This window comes from Vibrio sp. TRT 17S01 (assembly GCF_050113695.1).
Classification (GTDB): Bacteria; Pseudomonadota; Gammaproteobacteria; order Enterobacterales; family Vibrionaceae; genus Vibrio.
This window is the reverse complement of the sequence record NZ_JBNJOG010000009.1, coordinates 1-19,673: the sequence shown is the minus strand read 5'-3', so window position 1 is coordinate 19,673 and position 19,673 is coordinate 1. Positions and strand designations below refer to the sequence as shown.

The following is a 19,673-nucleotide window of genomic DNA, read 5'->3' as shown; positions in this document are numbered from 1 at the left end:
GAGTTGTTGTGTTCACAGACATTATTGAGCTATCTCGGTTTCAATTTGCTAGTACTGCACTCTATCACTTTATTTTCGTTCCATTGACGATTGGTTTGTCCTTTCTACTCGCCACAATGGAAACGCTCTATGTCATTACAGGTAAAACAATCTATAAAGACATGACAAAGTTTTGGGGAAAATTATTTGGTATTAACTTCGCCATTGGTGTTGCGACAGGTATTACAATGGAGTTCCAGTTTGGTACAAACTGGGCCTACTATTCTCATTACGTGGGCGACATTTTTGGTGCCCCACTTGCCATCGAAGCTTTGATGGCATTTTTCTTAGAATCTACACTAGTCGGGCTGTTTTTCTTCGGTTGGGATCGTCTCTCTAAAAGGCAGCACCTTTCTATAACATGGCTCACAGCACTCAGTTCTAACTTCTCCGGACTTTGGATTCTTATGGCAAACGGATGGATGCAAAACCCGGTTGGTGCCGAATTTAATTATCAAACCATGCGAATGGAGATGATCAACTTCGCTGACGTTGTATTTAACCCTGTAACACAAGTTAAGTTTGTACATACCGTCGCTGCAGGTTATACCACCGGTGCTCTATTCGTGATGGGAATTAGTGCCTATTACTTATTAAAAGGACGAGATTTTCCATTTGCACTTCGTTCTTTTGCTATTGCAAGTGCATTTGGCTTGGCGGCGATTACCTCAACATTAGTATTAGGTGACGAATCAGGTTACACACTCGGAGATGTTCAACAAGTTAAACTCGCTGCAATTGAATCTGAATGGCAAACAGAAACCCCGCCAGCTGCATTTACATTGTTTGGTCTTCCGAATCAAACCACCATGGAAACGGATTACGCGATAAAAATCCCTTACCTCATGGGCCTTATTGCTACGCGATCTTTTGATGAACCTGTGGTTGGGTTAAAGGACTTAATGGCGCAAAGTGAAAATCGAATTCGCAATGGTATAAAGGCTTATGAGTTATTAGAGAAACTGAGAACCGGAGACGACACTGCAGAGAACATCGCTCGATTTGAAAACCTTAAGAAAGACCTAGGTTATGGTCTACTTGTTAAGAAGTATACTGATAAGGTGATTGATGCTACTGAAAGTCAAATCCAACAAGCTGCACAAGACACGATTCCGCGCGTAGCTCCCTTATTTTGGAGCTTTAGGATCATGGTCGTGTGTGGGAGTATTATGTTTGCCATCATTGGTTTGTCATTCATTCAGCTTTGTCGAAAAAAATTGGGCGCTACTCCATGGTTGCTTCAAGCCTGCCTTTGGTCTATTCCCCTTCCATTTATTGCCTGCGAAGCTGGTTGGTTTGTCGCAGAATATGGGCGCCAACCTTGGGCAATTGCAGAGGTACTGCCCGTTAATATGGCGGTATCTAACCTCGCTTCAAGCGATATCTGGATTTCTCTCGGGGTTATTTTCTTCTTATATTCTGCGTTTTTGATTATCGAAATATATTTGATGGTTCGGTTTGCCAAAATTGGACCTAGCGTTCTAAAAACTGGCCGCTATCACTTCGAGAATGCTCATTCATCATCAAATGCATTTAAACCACTTAGTTAAGGTGAGATTATGTTCGACTACGAAACTCTACGCTTGTTTACGTGGGCTGTGATCGGAATACTGCTGATCGGGTTTGCAATTACCGACGGGTTTGACATGGGAGTCGCTGCACTGCTTCCTATTATTGGCAAACAAGAACTTGATCGCCGCGTCATGATCAATTCAATCGCTCCTCACTGGGATGGTAATCAAGTCTGGTTAATCACCGCAGGCGGGGCAATCTTTGCTATTTGGCCTCTCGTTTATGCCGTTGCGTTTTCGGGTTTTTATTTGGCAATGATCGTCGTACTTGCTGCTTTATGGTTGCGTCCATTGGGAATGGATTACCGTGCAAAAATTGACAGCCCGACATGGCGAAAGGCATGTGACATTGCTATCTTCATTAGTGGTGTTGTCCCCCCTATCATTTTTGGCGTAGGGTTTGGTAATTTATTGATTGGTGTCCCCTTCACACTCAATGATCTATTAATGATTGATTATCAAGGTGGATTCTTTGACTTGCTGACACCATTTCCTTTGTTGTGCGGATTTATCAGCTTAGGAATGACGGTAACCCAAGGCGCGGCATTTCTTCAGCTAAAAACCCGAAATCAACTCTACAATCGAGCAAAAAATCTAACATTGTGGGGCGCTAGTTTCACTATGATCGCATTTATGTTTGGCGGCCTAATGGCTGCAAAACATCCAGGTTATTTTTTTATTAGTCCTGTTTTAACTAATGCGGTCTCAAATCCTCTCAACAAACAGCTTGGGGAAATAGCTTGCGGTTTACTACATAATTTCAGTGATATGCCACAACTATGGGCAATTCCTTTTATGGGAATTATGTGTTTCTTTTTGTGTTTTTGGGCAACTGTTTTAAATCGAACCATTACCGCATTTACCATGTCCAGCATAGCAATCGTCTCTATTATTCTTACAGCTGGCATTGCACTTTTTCCTATCATTATGCCATCGAGTATTAATCCATCTCACAGCTTAACGATATGGGATGCAACATCGAGCAAGAAAACATTAAGTATTATTTCTATCATTGCAGTCATCGTCGTTCCTGTGATTTTGAGTTATACCACATGGTGTTATTACAAAATGTTGGGGCGATTAGACAGTGACTTTATTCGCAATAACAGTTCATCCCTATACTAGGAGGTAACATGTGGTACATCTGTTGGGTACTCGGCTTATTGCTCGCTTGTTCTTTAGGTATAATTGGAGGCCTTATAACTGAACAAATCTAGTGCACGAAATTTAATAACAAAATCTAAATTCATATAATACCTGCGATGAATATCGTAGGTATTTTTATTTTTCCTTCATTCTATTCCCCCTCAAAACACCGTATTCTTTTTCCTTTATCGTTAATAAATAATAAACGAGTTGTTTATTATAATTTGATTTAACTTAACGAAGCTTACGCATAATCTATTGATATTGAGGTTAAATAAACAGGTAAACGGAATGAGAGAACTTGATGAATACGTGGAAAAAATAAACATCGATCTCCCAAACGATATATTGGAAGATCTTGGTTGGATTAGTCGAGGCATGGATAAGTTACTTTGTTTGACAATTACCATCGTTGTAATTCTATCTATCATACTGGTAATAGGAATCTTGCTATGAATGCGTCCATTCACTCAAGCAGCCTCCAAACTTCTCTCTCTTCAAATACGCCGAATACTTCCTTACTCCGACACAACAGTTTGTCTTCACCTGCATATAGCTGTGTTACAAAGCAGCTCCTTGTATGGCTTCATAGACAAAGATGCTGCGTTTATCTTCGATAACATAGGTATTGTATGAGCAAGCTAGAAAACATGTTCAAAGAGGTACTCGCCTCTGCAGGAATCACCATTAACGGCTCTAATCCCTGGGATATACAAATCTACAACCCTCAGGTCTATAGCATGGTTATGTCATCAGGCTCACTTGGTTTAGGTGAAGCATATATGGCTAAGATGTGGGATTGTTCTCGCCTAGATCAATTCTTTGAGCGAATTCTGGCGTACGACATTGAAGGCGAACTAGGGCTTTCACAAAAACTAAAATTCGTATCGTCGGCTGCGAAAGAAAAAATAAAAACACTGGTGAATCCTCAAAGCATTGAACGATGCAAATTTGATGTTCCCCACCACTACGATATAGGTAACCGGCTATACCGCAAGATGCTTGATAGCCGAATGACTTATACGTGTGGATACTGGAATCGTGCTTGCTCTTTGGATGAAGCACAAGAGCACAAGCTCGATCTAATTTGTCGTAAACTCGACCTTAAACCAGGTATGCGCATATTAGATATTGGTTGTGGTTGGGGAAGCTTTATGATCTACGCATCTACAAAATACGGTGTTATATGTGATGGGTTAACGTTGTCTCAAGAACAGAAAAAACTCGGAACTAAACTCGCCATAGCACATGACGTACTACCCAATTTCATCATCAAAGACTACCGAGAATTTAAGCCTACATACAAATATGATCGCGTTGTTTCGATTGGTATGGTTGAACACGTCGGCCCCCAAAACTACTCAGAATATTTTGAGTGTGCAGATCGCTTTCTAAAAGACAATGGCATCTTTCTGCTACACACTATTGGCTCTCCAAAGAGTACCTATGCCTCCGATCCATGGATCTCTAAATATATTTTCCCAAATGGTGTGATCCCTTCAATGAAACAGTTATCAGAAGCTATGGAGAACTTATTTAACATTGAAGATGTACATAACTTTGGCGAAGACTATGACAAAACCTTAGTGCACTGGTTTGCAAACTTTCAAAAGTCGTGGGATCAATTAAAAAGAGATTACAACGAAGAGTTTTACCGAATGTGGAAGTACTACTTACTCAGCTGCGCTGGCGCTTTTCGCTCAAGGGATCTTAGTGTATGGCAATTGGTTTTGACTAAAATCGGTCGTCCACAACCAATGACCGTTCGTTCAATGTAATACTATTTACTACCCATTTGAATGGCTCAGTCGAGCCATTCTTTAAGCTAAATTAAATCTGACATAATGAGCATATTAGAAATTCATTTATAAGCACCTTTGATATAAATAGAACTAATATTTTTAATCGATGGTGAAATATGTTATCCCATATATCTAGTCTGATCTAATAACCAAAGAACTTATTTATATTAGCTTTAAATATCCGCAATATTACATTGCAAATTTTCGTATTTAAACAATAAGCACATTCTTTCTATAAATAAATTATCATAAAATAATTCATCATTTTTATACATTGTCTCATTTAAAAGAAATTCTGACAAAACGTTAACTTTAGAACCAATCGCTTCTATTGCGATAGTTTAGTTTTAATTATAGGTTGAATAACACAATTATTGACAGGAAGTTCTTTAAATGGATATGGAAAGTAAAACTCACATTAGAGGTTTAAGTTGTGAACAGGCAAGCCATTGACCATCAATTTGAGACACTCGTTAACGCGCAGCGATATGATGACCCTTTAGTTTATAACGTTGTAAACACGCTTCAGCTCAGCCATATTAATGACAAAGAATCACTCGCCAAAATGTTATGTGTATTACTGCTTGGTGAGCGACAAAAGTTAAAAGACGCACTTCATCAATATCTTGAAAGCCCCGCTAAGCCCATAATTGTTAAATCAGACTCCTTGCAATGGAAAGACATTATTACGAAAAAACTGCATCACGCCGCAATGAACTCTGGTCTTGACGTATCAGCCTGCCCTGCAAGCAACATGCAAATAAAGGGATGCACGTATTTTAGTGAACAGTTTCTCCATATTCCTAACTTTGCATTTTTAAGAACGCTTATTGCTGCTGCAAAAGCAGAAGCCCTGACCAAACTGAGCCACAGTAACATTGCCGCCGACGTCAGCCACGCAACATTTTCACAAATTGAAACCATTACGTTAAGCCAAGAACCAAACCGAACTGGTCAACACACTTCACTAATCATTGATGGCGTCCTATTTACCAAACAAACACAGATTGCAGGCCAATACATCGGATTTCGCCCCGTTGAATATTAAATAAACAAAGCGGTGAAACGACTTATCACCGCTTTGTTTAAGACTAATCAGTTTCAAAATAAGATTTAATCTTATTTCTTAACCAAACATTCGATGGGCTTTTACGCTCTCGATTATGAGCCATTAAGCGGTAGCGAATAGGAATGGTGGTAAATGGCACATCCATAACTTGGATATCCAATTTATCAGCAAACAACTTGGCGATGCTCGCGGTCATTGTCGCAACACAATCACTGGTTGAAACCATCGACATTTGTGACAGTAACGACGTACATTCAGCAGCCACATCACGCTCTTCAATACGTTCTTTTGTAAAGTAATCAACGAGGTAAGCATCTTCTCTGCGTAGCTTTAACGTAATGTGCTTTTCTTTGTAATACTGCTCTTGAGATAGCCTCTTAGTCACTCTAGGGTGGCCTTTTCGGGCAATCACACAAATCTCATCTTCAAACAGTGATTCAGTAAAAAACGAAGGGTTTGAATAACTGGCAAATTCGATCGCCAGATCAGCTTGATGTTGGTTAAGGCCTTGGATCAGCATCTCTTCATTAGCGAGAGTTGGCTGTAACTCGATGGTGACATTACCTAAGCTCGTATCTGCCTCTATTTTCGGTAAAAGCATCAACATCACGGGCTCAGAGGTATACAGCACAAACTTTCTTGGGTGCTCAGTTGAAAAACCTTGAAGACTTTCCAATGCATTGCTGATCTGAACTAAAGCGGGTTCCACATGGCGAACGAGCTCCTGTGCATGTTGAGTTGGTGCAATTCCCCGCCCTGCCCGCACAAACAATTGGCTACCTACTTGTTGTTGCAGGCGCTTAAGTAAACCACTGACGCCTGGCTGAGTTAGTCCCAACTCTTCTGCTGCAAGTGTGATTGACTGATGTCGATACACGGCAACAAAGACTTTGAGTAGATTTAAATCTAAGTTGTTGAGCACGCTTCCCTCATACATAACAAATCGCGATGTGTTAAATACAGTTTCATGCATGTATTGATATGTGTCAACGGATTACATTAAGCACATACCCAATACCTAAGCCAAAGAGGTTCCGTATGAAAACTCGTTTTGTTCCTTCTGTGCTGTCGCTTGCGATCATTGTGTCCTTTAATGCCGTTGCGAACGATTACGCATCCATTGACACTTATGAAGGAAAACCCGCCTCTACACATACAAAACAAGCGAATGCCGCAGTGGCACGCATACTGCCATGGGAGGATACTTCTGCATTCCAACGTACTGCGCGTGGCCTCATTGCCGAGTTTGGTACCCACGAAGCCGGAGAGCTTAAAAACCGATTTGAATACATGACGGACATGTCTGTCGAAGACTTGCCGGCTACAGTGAACCCATCTATCTGGCGTCAAGGCATGTTGAATTATGCCGCCGGTGGTTTATATGAAGTGGCCGATGGTGTTTACCAAATTCGTGGCGCGGATCTCTCAAACATGACAATTTATCGCACTGACAATGGCTACGTGATTCATGATCCATTATTGTCTCGTCAAGCTGCAGCCGCATCTTGGGAGTTTGCCAAACAACATTTACCCGCGATCAATGGTGAACACAAAATTACAGGCATGATCTACTCCCACATGCATGCAGACCACTTTGGAGGCTCACGCGGGATATATGAATCTGGCGATTTTGCTAAAGATGCCCCCATTCTCGCACCAAAAGACTTCATTAAAGAGCTCGCTGATGAAAACGTGATTGCTGGTACCGCAATGGGCCGCCGCGCCAATTATCAATATGGAACAACATTGGATAACAACACCAAAGGTATCGTAGATAATGCTCTTGGACTTGGGACATCTCGTGGTGAAGTAACATTAGTTGCACCAACAGAAGAGATTCAAAGCCGCGAGAAAATTTTTGAAATCGACGGTCTCAAATTCCACGCGATTAACATGCCGGGGGCAGAAGCACCCGCTGAGATCGTACTCTACGTACCCAAATACCGTTCACTCAATACTGCTGAGTTGACCTACGATGGCATGCACAACATCTATACCTTCCGTGGCGCAAAAGTACGTGATGCTCTCGTGTGGACGAAATATCTTACCGAATTGAAAATGCGCTTTGTCGATAGCGGACTCGTTGACAACATTCACGCGGCCCATTCAGCCCCGGTTTGGAACGATGCTGGCACTGAGATCAACGAGATTTCCCAATACATGACGTTACAACGAGACAACTATGGCTTTATTCATAACCAAGCGATGCGCTTAGCCAATCATGGCGTAACCATTCACGATGTTGGGCGCGAGATTGAGAAAATTGTCCCACAATCTCAAATCGATACGTGGCATACCAATGGCTACCACGGTTCTTATAGTCACAATGCCCGCGCAGTCGTAAATCTGTACCTTGGTTATCATGATATGAATCCGGTTAATACTAACCCGCTTCAAACCACAGAAAAATCGTGCGTCTATGTCAACGCCGCAGGAGCAGATACATTGTACAACGCAGGTATGAAGCATTTTAATAAGGGCGAATATCAAGAGGCATCACAACTGTTTAATGACTTAGTGCAATGTGCACCTAGCAATATCAAATACCGTTTTGCTTTGGCTGACAGTTTTGAGCAACAAGGTTATCAATCCGAAACGATGGCATGGCGTAATAGCTACTTACAAGGGGCTGTCGAGCTACGTACCGGTGACATTCAGCCATCCATCAAACTGGCTTCAGCCGATGTGATCGCGAATACACCAACAGGCATGTTCTTGGATTTTATCGCTGTAAGCTTAAATGCGCCAAAAGCAGAAGCTGCACAACTTGATTTTAACTTTGGTGTCTACCACCCAGATTTGAACGAGCATTACTATGGTGAAGTATCGAACGCGAACATGGCGAATATCCAAGTGGATACGCTGCCAAAGGTTGATTTTGAGTTAGTCATTAACAAAACGGACTTCACTAAAGTTGTGCTTGGTGAAACAACCTTGGAAGCGTTGTTTGAGTCTGGTCGCGCCAGTGTAAAAGGCAACGCATCACTGCTGGATAAACTGGCTGACACATTGGATGAGTTTGACGGTTTATTCGACATTCTCCCGATGCCAATTAAATAACGAACAGCAAATAAAGCCTCACATCATTGTGAGGCTTTTTAGTTGAAAATCTTTAATGACTTCAAATCTCAAAATAGCTAGAACCCTAACGAACGATGACATTAGTACTTTGAGATCAAGCCAACTCGCCTGCCCCTTGAATTGAACGCTCACTGTTTTCAACAAGGAATACAGTCGCAGTTTGCTTCAAAGCATTCCACTCAGAATCTTCAACGAAAATACCTTCTTGCCACGACGTTCTTTGCGCTTGACTCAGTTCGTCTCCTTCAATGTGAATTGCGTAACCCTGAGAAGTCGCTTCAATATCGTAATCATTGACCGACAGTTCAATCGTCATTTTGTGGAAATCTGTGTCGTGGCTTTTTAGTTGATCAGAAAAGAACACCTCTGGTGCAATACGGCCACGGTTTAGCACATACAAAGTACGTTTAGGACTGGTTCCATTTACCCATTGTGCACGACACGCTATTCCTTTGGCCGAGAGTCTGACTAATTCACTAAACGCTAACCAACGGTTGTGGCATTGCTTCAGCGTGATGGTGACAGATTTACTATTGACCATTTTCTCCAATGCAAAATCCAATACCGCAGGCAAATGACATGCGATACTGCCATTATGCAGTTCTACTTCAATAGCCGAATCCGTGTTGCCAGTGATGGTTACTGCGCAGTCAGAGTCCAAATTGAGAAACAGACTAGCATTGTTGAAATGACGCACACCGTGCAAACCCACCATTTGCAGATCCGCAACCATATTGGCGATCACATCGGCTTCACCGCAGTGACGACGCATCCCCAAAAACGCTTTGTTTACCGCAGCAACCAGTTCATTGTGAGAGACGATCATTGTGCACAACCTCCATCGATTTTTTGATTATCGCTTTGCGCGATTTCCTCGCGCTCCGGCATAGTTGGGAAAATCCAAGTGTCGGTGTAATTAGGGTCGTTAATCTCATCCAGCAACGGAGCACCTTGGAAGAAAGTCACACGAACCCAACGGTCTGATCGCGGATCAAACTTAGTGGCACCAAAGATGGCCAACTTACAACGAAGTAGATGCATTGGCAGTGCATCTTCTCGTAGCACATTCATTTGAATATCGCCCATTTCGCGATTGCCAAGCGTCCATACGCGACGAGTGATCGCACGATATTGCGGATGTTGCAGTAAGAACTCAGCCAAAGAGGTGTCCGGTTGGCACTTATTGAGTGCATGGTAAAGACGGTTTACCTGCCGCCCAATGTCGAGTGGCAACTCACGATCTTCGCCAATTTCTTCTCCACGAACACCGAGCCTTGGCTCTTCTTTATCTTGCGAACGATACCAGAACCAATAGTTGTTCTCTGGTAACGAGTAATCTGCATCGATAGACCAACGGTATTTGCTTTCTAGTGTTTGTAGAATATCTTGAACACGCTTACCTGCTGGAATGGAAAGTGACTCATTGGTGTTCATTTGGTTTTCAAATTCATCAGTCAAAGATGGGTAAAGTTCGATCAAACATGACATTAGGATTTCTTGGGCTTCCAAACTCATTGAGTTGGTTTGTTCGACTACGCTCGCCCAGTTTGAATGTTTCGCGATCAATACATTCAAATTGATTTTCAGCGCTTGGATGTCTTCTATCGCTTCACGATTGAGTTGATCTTGATGTTCGTTAATGGTGATAACTTGCTCTAGATGGCGCTGTGCTTTGGCAAGTAACGTTTGTAATGCTTGCTCTTTCTCCGCTTCACATGACATGGCTAACACACTCGCGACAGCACGTTCACGTGACGTCATCCATTGATCGACAATGCATGGATGATTGATTAAGTAAGGTGCCATACCTAGGCCTGTTGCGTTACCAACACCAAGGTAACGCTGCAGACCTTTGTGAAGTCTAATGGCTCTGTCTCCACCTTGTTGCTGAGCCAGATAATGCATCCAATCCAAGCTGAATTCGCGAAGCATGTACACCGCGCACATTTGTGCACTGAACGACTGATTGAAATCTGAATTGTTTTCTAGCAATTTAAAATCTGCAATGCCAAACTTTCCGTTGCCATAAACGGCAGTAGTTCTTAGGATGTAACCCACTTCTACCAGTTCCGAAGGCTCTGGCTGCTGTCCTTTAGAAAGAGCATTCACAATGTGTTCAAACACACGAACACTCTTATTCGCACGAGCAAGCACAAGCACTTTGTTTGGGTTACGCCCCGCTTCTTGCAAAGGCACATTGGCTCGAAGTTGCTCTAGCAGTTCGACGTTCACATCACCTTTTACCAAAGCAAAGGTTACGTCCCATTTCTCGGCGATCACGCGGTCATTACGCTCTTCATCGGCAATTTCATCACAGAACACAACCAGATGGTAAATGTGTTCCGGTGTCGCTAATTTGTATATCACGTAACCAAAGCCATGTGGACACAACTGCCATTCATGTTTGCTTACTTGCCACTTTTGGTTTGCCATTTTTCGGATCAAGCTTCGCACAAAGCTGATTCGATTTTGGTGCATAGCCCCTAGCCTGTCTGGCGCCATTACAATTGCAGCATTGCGGAGTGTAGCTTTGGTATAAGTAGAACGATGTGCATCCATTTGCTCACCACCTATTTTTATTGTAAGAATTTAGACTTGTGCGGATGCAGGAAAATTCACCCGCACAAGCTCCACGTTATTGGTTATTTGAGCCAGTTATAGCCCTTGTTCTTTGGCCATCTTGATGGCAATTTGCGGCGCATTCCAAAGTGACGGTAACAAGATCAGGGACACTGGAACTGCGGTTATCACAATGAAGGACTGCAAGGCTGAAACACCACCAGACCCAAGCGAAATTAGAATTAATGCTGTTACACCCATCGCTACCCCCCAGAAGGTGCGAATAATGGCATTAGGTTCTGTCTCGCCACTGATCACGACACTAATGGTGTAGGTCATCGAGTCACCTGTAGTAACGATGAAGATAGTGGTTAGGATCAGGAATAAAATGGACACCAACATTGGTAACGGTAATTGTTGTGTCACAGCGAGAAGTGCTCCGGGTAAATTGAAGCCTTCAAATGCGGTACTCACACTACCCGGGTTAGCGATTTCAAACGCGAGACCTGAGCCACCGACAATGGTGAACCAGAAGCAGGTTGTAAGCGGTGCAACAATGCTGATCGTGGTAATGATCTGTCGAATACTACGGCCACGAGAAATGCGGGCAATAAAGATTGCCATCATTGGCCCGTAGCCTAGAAACCAGCCCCAGAAGAATACTGTCCACCAGCTCAACCAACCTTCATCACCACGGTAAGTTGCCATTGGGATAAAGTTATCCAGCATGGTACCCGCACCTTGAATGTAACCATTGAAAATAAAGTCTGTTGGGCCAAACAGCAGAATGTAAACCATCAATGCCAGTGCGAGGATCACGTTATAGCGACTCAGCATTTGCATCCCGCGGTTCAAGCCACTCAGAGCCGAGATTGTATAAAGTACGATAGCGAATAAGATGATGATAAGTTGTGTCGTGAAGCCATCAGGGACGTCAAACAAAGCATTTAACGCATAGCTAACCTGCAGCCCTAAGAAGCCAATTGGACCAATCGTTCCCGCGGCTACCGCAATGATGCAACATGCATCAATCAACGCACCAGTTTGGCCTTTTAGCGCTCGCTCACCAAGCAGCGGGTAAAGCAGAATGCGAGGTTTAAGTGGTAAACCTTTATCGTAATGCAAATGCATGACAACGATAGACGTTAAGCTGCCGACGATAGCCCAAGCTAAAAATCCCCAGTGCATAAACGACTGTGACAACGCGTTAATGGCACCTTGCTGAGGATTGTCTTGCGGACCATACAAAGGTGGAGGACTCACGTAATGCGCGATAGGCTCTGCTGCTGCCCAAAATACGCCGCCGCCAGCTAAAAGCGTACAGAAGATGATTGCCATCCAACGGAAACCATTCATTTCTGGCTTTGCGGTTCCGCCTAAAATCACCTTACCTGTTCGCCCTGCCGCCAAACCAAGACCAATAAGAAAGGTGAGAAGAAGCAGTATCTGCCAATATGGACCAAATACTTTTACTGACCAAGCAAACCCTGAGTTAACAAGGGTTGATAACAGGCCACCATCGTAAAGCGCGATAGCCACGAATAAGGCGATGAAACCACCACTATACCAAAGTGCAGGGTTACTCAGCCCTAACTTATCCGGTGAATTTTCTGTTGCTGAAGTGTCGCTGTGTTTTGCTTGCTGCTTCTCTGATGACGAACTCATCGCTGAAGCTTTCATGCTATTGGTTAGATCAGACATACTCTGACTCCAGAGGTTTATTGCAGCTGCCTTAACGGCTACAAAAAGTGACTTTAACACCCACCTTGTTATTGTGTTTTTAGCGGGCTATTCCATGTTTATTTGGGTTACAACTTAGTTTGCCTCCAGCCCTTCTTTAAGAAAGTTAAACCAGTTCTCACCCAGAATTTTTCCTGCCTCGGATTCACTGAACCCGTGACGCATTAAGCCGTTGTAAATGTTCTCCATACCCTTGCTACCGCTAAACCAAGGCAGCGCATCAGGCCAACCAGCATTGCTTGCCGAACCCTCGCCGTAGTCCTTTGTTTTGGACCAACGACCGTTGCGCATCCACTCAAGCACTCGTTGTGGTTGGTTTAAACAAAGATCACTGCCGATACCTAAATGATCCACACCGAACAGATCGGCAGTTTTTGCGACCATTTGGCAGAAATCTTCTAATGTGCATTGGCTTGCGTTCGGAAGGTGGAATGGGTAAAGACTAAAGCCAATCAAGCCGCTACGTTCGGTGAGCGCTTTTATGACGTTATTGGATTTGTTGCGCAGGGCATCATGAGCAAATGTTGGGTTTGCATGACTGATACAGATTGGACGAGAAGAGAGGTCAATCGCTTCTAATGTCGAACGCTCTGCACTGTGGGACATGTCGATGATCATCCCGACACGGTTCATCTCTTCGATAGCTTGTTTACCAAAACGTGTGACACCTGAGTCGTTCTGCTCATAGCACCCTGTTGCCAGCAAGCTTTGGTTGTTGTACGTCAACTGCATAATCAGCAAACCTTGGCGACGCATGACTTCTATCAAGCCGATTTCATCATCAATTGGGGAGCAATTCTGTGCACCAAAAAAGACACCAACCTTGCCCTCAGCCTTAGCTGTCTCAACGTCAGCCATCGAGTAAATAGGCATAATCAGGTCTGCATTTTGTTCGAATCTCAGGTTCCATTCGGCAAAGCGAGTTAAGGTCTCGCGTGCATTTTCATGATAAACAATCGTCGCATGTACAGCCGTAATACCGCTCGCCTTCAGCGTTTGAAAGTATTCTCGATCCCAATTGCAGTACTGCAATCCATCAATCACAATCCGTTGTTGGTACATAACCACTCCTTAAACGTTAATGAGCCTTTAAGGTTGGGCAGCGGAATCCTCGGCTGCCCTATTTCACTTAGTAAGGACGTTGATAAGCGGTTTTCACCACGGTGTAGAACTCTTTCGCATACTGACCTTGCTCGCGTGGACCAAAGCTTGACTCTTTGCGGCCACCAAACGGCACGTGATAATCCGTCCCTGCGGTTGGTAGATTGACCATGACACAGCCAGTTTGAACTTGTTGTTTGAAGATGGCGCTGTTACGAAGGCTTTGTGTGATGATGCCGCCCGTCAAACCAAAGCGAGTATCGTTCGCCACGGCAATGGCTTCATCCAAATCAGAAACTCGAATCACACTTGCCATTGGCGCAAACACTTCTTCTTGGTTCACTTCCCAACTGTTTTGCGTATTGAGGAAAAGGGTTGGCGACATGTAGAAACCGTTATGCTCTAAGCTCAAGCGCTCGCCACCGAATGCTAACTCCGCACCACTTTGACGTGCCTTCTCGATCCAATCGAAGTTAGCTTCCAATTGGTTACCATCCACCACAGGCCCCATGAAGATGCCCTCTTCTAATGCGTGGCCAACTTTAAGCTCACTCATTCGTTTGATCAGTGCTTCAACGTACGCATCGTGAATACCATCCATCACCACTAAACGAGATGAAGCCGTACACTTCTGACCTGCGCCAGAGAAAGAGCCTGCAATCGTCGCTTCAACTGCGATTTGAATGTCTGCATCATCGGCAACCACAAGTGCGTTCTTACTGCCCATTTCTAACTGACAACGAACGAAGTTTTGCGCTGTCGCCGCTGCAACTTTACGTCCGGTATCCACAGAGCCAGTAAAGCTCACGCCATTTACGTCTTTCGAGTTGATAAGCGTGTTACCCACTTGGGAGCCACTGCCCAGCACAAGGTTGAATGTGCCTGCAGGTAAGCCTTGACGATGGATGATCTCTGTCAGTGCAACGGCACTTGCTGGCGTTAGGTTAGCAGGTTTCCAAATGACGCTATTGCCGAAAGCAAGCGCTGGCGCGATTTTCCACGCGGCAGTAGCAGTTGGGAAATTCCAAGGAGAGATAATGGCGATAACGCCAACTGCTTCGCGAGTTACCTCAACGGAGACGCCTGGACGGACAGAAGCCGCGTTATCGCCAATTTGGCGCAGCACTTCAGCTGCAAAGTATTGGAAGAATTGACCTGCGCGGTAGATCTCACCACGACCTTCAGCAAATGGCTTACCTTCTTCACGTGAAAGCAGCGTGCCAAGCTCATCGCAGCGTTCGATGAGCTCATCACCAATCGCCTGCAACACCGCTTGTTTGCGTTCAATCGGCGTGTTTTCCCACTCTAGTTGTGCGGCTTTCGCAGCTTGAATCGCTTGTTCTACTTGCCCCTCACTCGCCTGAGCAAAATCACCTAAATTTTCACCGATGTCTGAAGGGTTAATATTCGCAATCGTGTTGACGCCTGATTGCCATTCACCTGCAATGTAAAGAGATCTCTCTGCTTGAACATTATTAATAAAAGTCATTGCTCTATCCTTATTCTTCCGACGTCTGGTCATTTGCACCAGTTCATTAATCTCACTTATAAAGCCCTGCGATTAAACTATTCTCTACTCCGGCTGACTTGCAGATGCGTACACCACAAACTCCACTAACATCTCTTCACGGGCTAGTCCTGCAACAACCATGGCTGCGCGATTTGGATAAGGCGCGTCAAAATACTCAGCGTAGACTTGGTTAACCGTTTTTAAGTACTCACGATCCGTCACATAAATCAGCACTTGCAGGACAGAGTCTAAAGACTCTCCTGCACACTCCAGCGTGTGAACGAGATTATTAAAGGTTTGACGAGTTTGCGCTTCGATACCGCCTTCCACGACAGCACCAGTATCATCAATCGGGATTTGCGCGGTGTATAAAGTGCCATTGTTGACGATTGCCCATTCCAGCGGCGCTTTAGAGGCAAATAATGCCGTTTTTACTGGGTATTTTTTTGTAGAACTGTTCACGTGCTCGTTAACCTTTGTAATAACCTTGTTTCAATTTGGTTAAATACTGCACATTGACAGGCGATAAATCGAACGGTAAATTTCTTACATTTGATAAGAAAAACTTATCACTTTTATGAAAGCTCGATAAATGAAGGGATTAGAGAGGCTTCTCCATGAAGATCAAACTGCAACAATTAAACAATTTTGTGATGGTGGTCGAGGAAGGTGGTTTTCGAGCAGCCTCACATAGAGCAAACCGTTCACAAGCCGCACTATCAACGTCAATCAAAGAACTGGAAAAAATCCTTGGCCAATCCCTATTTGAATCAGGCAACAAATCCAAGCTCACGCCATTTGGTGAAATCTGTTTACCTAAGATTGTGCAGTTCCTAAATATTTACGATGCATTGGATAACGACCTAAGAGCAGCTGCAGCCGGGCAACAGGGCCGCGTACGTATCGCAAGTGTCCCTTCGGTTGCCGCCAAGCTCATTCCGAGCGTATTAGGCGCATTCTGTGAACAATTCCCAAACGTTGAGGTGAGTTTAATTGATGATAATGCTGCCGGCGTTGAAGCAAGATTGTTATCAGGAGAGGTAGATTTAGCACTAGGCAACGCTTCTCAACTAGATGAAGGGGGGATTGAGTTTACACCTTTACTCTCTGATCCCATTGGCGTGGTGTGTTTAAAAGATAACCCTATCGCGAGTCATCCAGAAGGGGTGGAATGGCAAACGTTACTTGAGCAACCTTTTATCCGAAATGGTACGTGCACCCTACTCGACCCTACTCCAGCACGCACCTTAAGTGAACAAGCTTTATACTCTGTCGAAAACATTACGTCCTTGTTCTCAGTGCTAGAACTAGGAATCGGCGTGACTACGTTACCAAAGTTGGCATTCCCAACGAATGAAACGCGCTTAGTTTGGATTCCACTCATCGACCCACCTTTAGAGCGACAAATTGGTATTTTCACCTTATCCGACCGAACAATTTCCCCACAGGCTAAGGCCTTTCACGACCTGTGTATACAATACTTAAACTATAATGACGATAATGCTTAATCATACTCACCAATTTAATTTCCAGATTCATAGGAGACCAGTTATCAAAAACAGAAACGCTTAGTAGCCTACATATTTCATAAGTCGTTACATAAGCCAGCGTATTAAAGCTTTACATCTGACGCGAAGCATTGAACACTTCCACTCGAAGTAAAATACAGCCTACACAGTAGAATTAGTAAAAAGTATGAACAACAAGACCACAAAAAAGTCGAATCCCCTATTCGAGATCCTCTTTAACGTAATTATCCCATCTATCATTTTGATGAAACTCAGTGGAGATGAGCACCTAGGCACCGCCATGGCACTAGTCGTCGCTTTGCTCTTTCCTATCGTTTACGGTGGCATGGATCTTATCCGTAATAAGAAATTTAACTTTATCTCCGCACTCGGCTTTATTAGTGTGCTACTAACAGGCGGTATTGGCTTATTAGAACTCGATACCCGCTGGTTAGCGCTGAAAGAAGCATTGATCCCTGGCTTAATTGGTTTAGCTGTTTTAGGTTCAACATTTACTCGCTACCCATTGATGCAAAAGATGGTCTTAAACGACACCGTGCTAAACCTATCTTTGATCACTGAGCGTTTAAAAGAGAATGGAAAATCTGAAGCGTTTGAGCGCTGCCTAATGTCGTCTAACTACCTATTCGCAAGTACTTTCGCGTTTTCTTCAGCAATGAACTACTTTCTAGCGACTTGGATTGTGACCAGCCCTGCTGGGACACCAGCATTCAATGAAGAGTTAGGCAAGTTAACGTTGTACAGCTACCCTATTATCGCTATTCCAAGCATGCTGATGATGTTTGGTATCTTTTACTATGTTTGGCGTCAGATCCGCGCCATGACCTCTCTTGAGACAGAACAAATTTTCCATATGAAATAAAAAACAAAGCCCGCTTTTTGCGGGCTTTGTTTTAAATTTTATAGATAGAAGCTCACTCAATTTAGTGAGTTAAACGCTATCGCTGAGCATTGATAAAACGTTCAGCTCGTGCAAATAACATATCACACTGTTTTTTCTGTTTGATATATTCAGGAGAGCCTACTTCCAGTGATTCTAGGATTTCATTCGCTTTTTGGTGTTCAGCAACCATCTGGGCGAACTTCTCTTCGAAATCACTTTTTCGCATTTTTTTATTAGATTTTCTTACCGGTTTACGCATAATCCCGCCTCTTACTATCAAAGGTCTAAATACTTATTCTGTTCATGCTTTAACAGAATATTTTCAATCTTTCGTCTCTTTGGTGCCGTCACTGATCACTCATTTGACTGACTAATATCAAAAGCGCACATTTATTTTTCAGCCAAATAAAAAACGATAGAAAAAAGTCTATTAATCTGAGTAATGTAGGACGACTCAATACGTCGCGGTTCAGCTATGAATGATGGGAAGTCAGAAAGAATCGTTATGATGCTGCAATGTCCTACTGGCTCATCGGATCATATAACTGTGTACGGAATAAGAAACTAAAGAGATCTCAACATAACTAGGGAATAGATGAGATCTCTTCAAATTAATTAAGCTACAGTAACGTTTGCAGCTTGCGGGCCTTTGCCACCCTGCTCTACGTTGAATGCTACTTTTTGGCCTTCAGCCAGCGTTTTGAAACCATCTGATTCAATTGCTCTGAAGTGAACAAAAACATCAGCACCACCGTTATCTGGTGTGATAAAACCGAAGCCTTTTGTTTCGTTAAACCATTTTACTGAACCAGTTGTCTTATTTGACATATATACCTCGAAAACATCGATAATTTAAAAAATGAAGCTACTAAATCAGGAATGAAGAAAAAGTTATCGCAGGACAATATGACGAAGTGATTCGAAAGAAAACTGTGAAGATCTTGAACTAAATATTTCATTAATAGCTCGGCTTTTAGAGCTGGAGCTACTATACACCTTGTGTAAAGAATAGATAGCTATTTCTAACTTTATTTTAAATTCATACAAAAACTAACCGTTTACCCCTCTTCTTTTGCATACGCATGGACATTTAAATAGGATATGCAAACGCACGCCTTATCCACCACGCGAATGTATTTGTGATATAAAACCACGTAATACCTTGCCAGCATACTTATACTAGAAGAAACGCAAAAAACAAAAGGATGAACTATGTTAAGCGTGAAAGAAGAGCACTATTGTTCACAATGCTCAACCAAGACCACACATATCGTGGTTCTGGTGCGTGAGGAGCCGAAGCAAAACAAAGTTCAAGACTTTTTAGATGGCTTTATTAAAAGTGCTGCTGTAGGTGCATTCGAAAGTGCCATGGACGATTTTTCACGCCACAGTATATGTGAGCAGTGCGGTAAGAAAACAGTCAATGACAATCTTACCTAGTCACAACACCATTCAGTACCTCCTGTTCAAAGGAACAAGAATGCACGCTAGCAAAGTTTCTGATAGACAAAAACAACAAAGCCCGCTATTAAGCGGGCTTTGCGTTTGTTCATAAAGAACGAAATTTGGTGGGTCCGGGCGAACTCGAATCGCCGACCCCTACCATGTCAAGGTAGTACTCTAACCAACTGAGCTACGGACCC

Annotated in this window: 18 protein-coding genes and 1 tRNA gene; 9 read left to right on the top strand and 10 right to left on the bottom strand. The window is 43.4% G+C overall.

Annotated elements, in window-relative coordinates; genetic code table 11:
* The first annotated feature begins 8 nt into the window (after nt 1-8).
* From ACQEXS_RS14470 to ACQEXS_RS14450, 5 genes are all read left to right on the top strand, one after another.
* Nucleotides 9-1,589: a cytochrome ubiquinol oxidase subunit I gene (locus ACQEXS_RS14470; protein WP_427014302.1), complete on the top strand. Its 1,581-nt coding sequence runs from the start codon at nt 9-11 to the stop codon at nt 1,587-1,589.
* A gap of 9 nt (nt 1,590-1,598) precedes the next feature.
* Nucleotides 1,599-2,735, top strand: coding sequence for a cytochrome d ubiquinol oxidase subunit II (gene cydB / locus ACQEXS_RS14465; protein WP_427014301.1), 1,137 nt, complete (start codon nt 1,599-1,601; stop codon nt 2,733-2,735).
* Nucleotides 2,736-2,743: 8 nt separating this feature from the next.
* The gene (gene cydX / locus ACQEXS_RS14460; protein ID WP_427014403.1) at nt 2,744-2,827 is read left to right on the top strand and encodes a cytochrome bd-I oxidase subunit CydX; all 84 of its coding nucleotides are present in this window, start codon (nt 2,744-2,746) and stop codon (nt 2,825-2,827) included.
* A 561-nt stretch (nt 2,828-3,388) separates the two neighbouring features.
* Nucleotides 3,389-4,534, top strand: a complete 1,146-nt coding sequence (gene cfa, locus ACQEXS_RS14455) for a cyclopropane fatty acyl phospholipid synthase (protein ID WP_427014300.1) — start codon at nt 3,389-3,391, stop codon at nt 4,532-4,534.
* 457 nt (nt 4,535-4,991) lie between these two features.
* On the top strand, nt 4,992-5,606 hold the full coding sequence (locus ACQEXS_RS14450) for a hypothetical protein (protein ID WP_427014299.1): 615 nt from the start codon (nt 4,992-4,994) through the stop codon (nt 5,604-5,606).
* Between the two features lie 43 nt (nt 5,607-5,649).
* Here ACQEXS_RS14450 and ACQEXS_RS14445 read toward each other — a convergent pair whose 3' ends face one another.
* The gene (locus tag ACQEXS_RS14445) at nt 5,650-6,549 is read right to left on the bottom strand and encodes a LysR family transcriptional regulator (protein ID WP_427014298.1); all 900 of its coding nucleotides are present in this window, start codon (nt 6,547-6,549) and stop codon (nt 5,650-5,652) included.
* Nucleotides 6,550-6,665: 116 nt separating this feature from the next.
* Here ACQEXS_RS14445 and ACQEXS_RS14440 point away from each other — a divergent pair, with 116 nt between their 5' ends.
* A complete protein-coding gene (locus ACQEXS_RS14440) occupies nt 6,666-8,687 on the top strand; it encodes an alkyl/aryl-sulfatase (protein WP_427014297.1) in 2,022 nt (673 codons plus the stop codon).
* 115 nt (nt 8,688-8,802) lie between these two features.
* On the opposite strand, the gene ACQEXS_RS14435 is transcribed toward ACQEXS_RS14440, so the two are convergent.
* The 6 genes from ACQEXS_RS14435 to ACQEXS_RS14410 form a co-directional block, all read right to left on the bottom strand.
* Entirely contained in the window at nt 8,803-9,534 is a 732-nt protein-coding gene (locus tag ACQEXS_RS14435; protein WP_367989032.1) for a DUF3726 domain-containing protein, read from the bottom strand.
* Complete coding sequence (locus ACQEXS_RS14430; protein WP_427014296.1) at nt 9,531-11,267, bottom strand: hypothetical protein; 1,737 nt, start codon at nt 11,265-11,267, stop codon at nt 9,531-9,533. Before ACQEXS_RS14430 ends, ACQEXS_RS14435 begins: the two co-directional genes overlap by 4 nt.
* Nucleotides 11,268-11,363: 96 nt before the next feature.
* Complete coding sequence (locus tag ACQEXS_RS14425; protein ID WP_427014402.1) at nt 11,364-12,932, bottom strand: BCCT family transporter; 1,569 nt, start codon at nt 12,930-12,932, stop codon at nt 11,364-11,366.
* A 150-nt stretch (nt 12,933-13,082) separates the two neighbouring features.
* A complete protein-coding gene (locus tag ACQEXS_RS14420) occupies nt 13,083-14,069 on the bottom strand; it encodes a membrane dipeptidase (RefSeq protein WP_427014295.1) in 987 nt (328 codons plus the stop codon).
* Nucleotides 14,070-14,136: 67 nt separating this feature from the next.
* Nucleotides 14,137-15,597 carry an aldehyde dehydrogenase family protein gene (locus tag ACQEXS_RS14415; protein WP_427014294.1) on the bottom strand — a complete coding sequence of 487 codons (1,461 nt, stop codon included), beginning with the start codon at nt 15,595-15,597 and terminating at the stop codon, nt 14,137-14,139.
* 84 nt (nt 15,598-15,681) lie between these two features.
* On the bottom strand, nt 15,682-16,080 hold the full coding sequence (locus ACQEXS_RS14410) for a RidA family protein (protein ID WP_427014293.1): 399 nt from the start codon (nt 16,078-16,080) through the stop codon (nt 15,682-15,684).
* Nucleotides 16,081-16,235: 155 nt separating this feature from the next.
* On the opposite strand from ACQEXS_RS14410, the gene ACQEXS_RS14405 reads away from it, so the two are divergent.
* Nucleotides 16,236-17,126, top strand: a complete 891-nt coding sequence (locus tag ACQEXS_RS14405) for a LysR family transcriptional regulator (protein WP_367989026.1) — start codon at nt 16,236-16,238, stop codon at nt 17,124-17,126.
* 187 nt (nt 17,127-17,313) lie between these two features.
* A complete protein-coding gene (locus ACQEXS_RS14400) occupies nt 17,314-18,009 on the top strand; it encodes a VC0807 family protein (protein WP_367989025.1) in 696 nt (231 codons plus the stop codon).
* A 76-nt stretch (nt 18,010-18,085) separates the two neighbouring features.
* Here ACQEXS_RS14400 and ACQEXS_RS14395 read toward each other — a convergent pair whose 3' ends face one another.
* Together ACQEXS_RS14395 and cspE are read right to left on the bottom strand one after the other, a co-directional pair.
* A complete protein-coding gene (locus tag ACQEXS_RS14395; protein WP_367989024.1) occupies nt 18,086-18,289 on the bottom strand; it encodes a hypothetical protein in 204 nt (67 codons plus the stop codon).
* 356 nt (nt 18,290-18,645) lie between these two features.
* Nucleotides 18,646-18,858, bottom strand: a complete 213-nt coding sequence (gene cspE, locus ACQEXS_RS14390; protein ID WP_367989023.1) for a transcription antiterminator/RNA stability regulator CspE — start codon at nt 18,856-18,858, stop codon at nt 18,646-18,648.
* Between the two features lie 384 nt (nt 18,859-19,242).
* Here cspE and ACQEXS_RS14385 point away from each other — a divergent pair, with 384 nt between their 5' ends.
* Complete coding sequence (locus ACQEXS_RS14385; RefSeq protein WP_427014292.1) at nt 19,243-19,470, top strand: hypothetical protein; 228 nt, start codon at nt 19,243-19,245, stop codon at nt 19,468-19,470.
* 126 nt (nt 19,471-19,596) lie between these two features.
* On the opposite strand, the gene ACQEXS_RS14380 is transcribed toward ACQEXS_RS14385, so the two are convergent.
* Nucleotides 19,597-19,673: transfer RNA gene (locus ACQEXS_RS14380), tRNA-Val, on the bottom strand.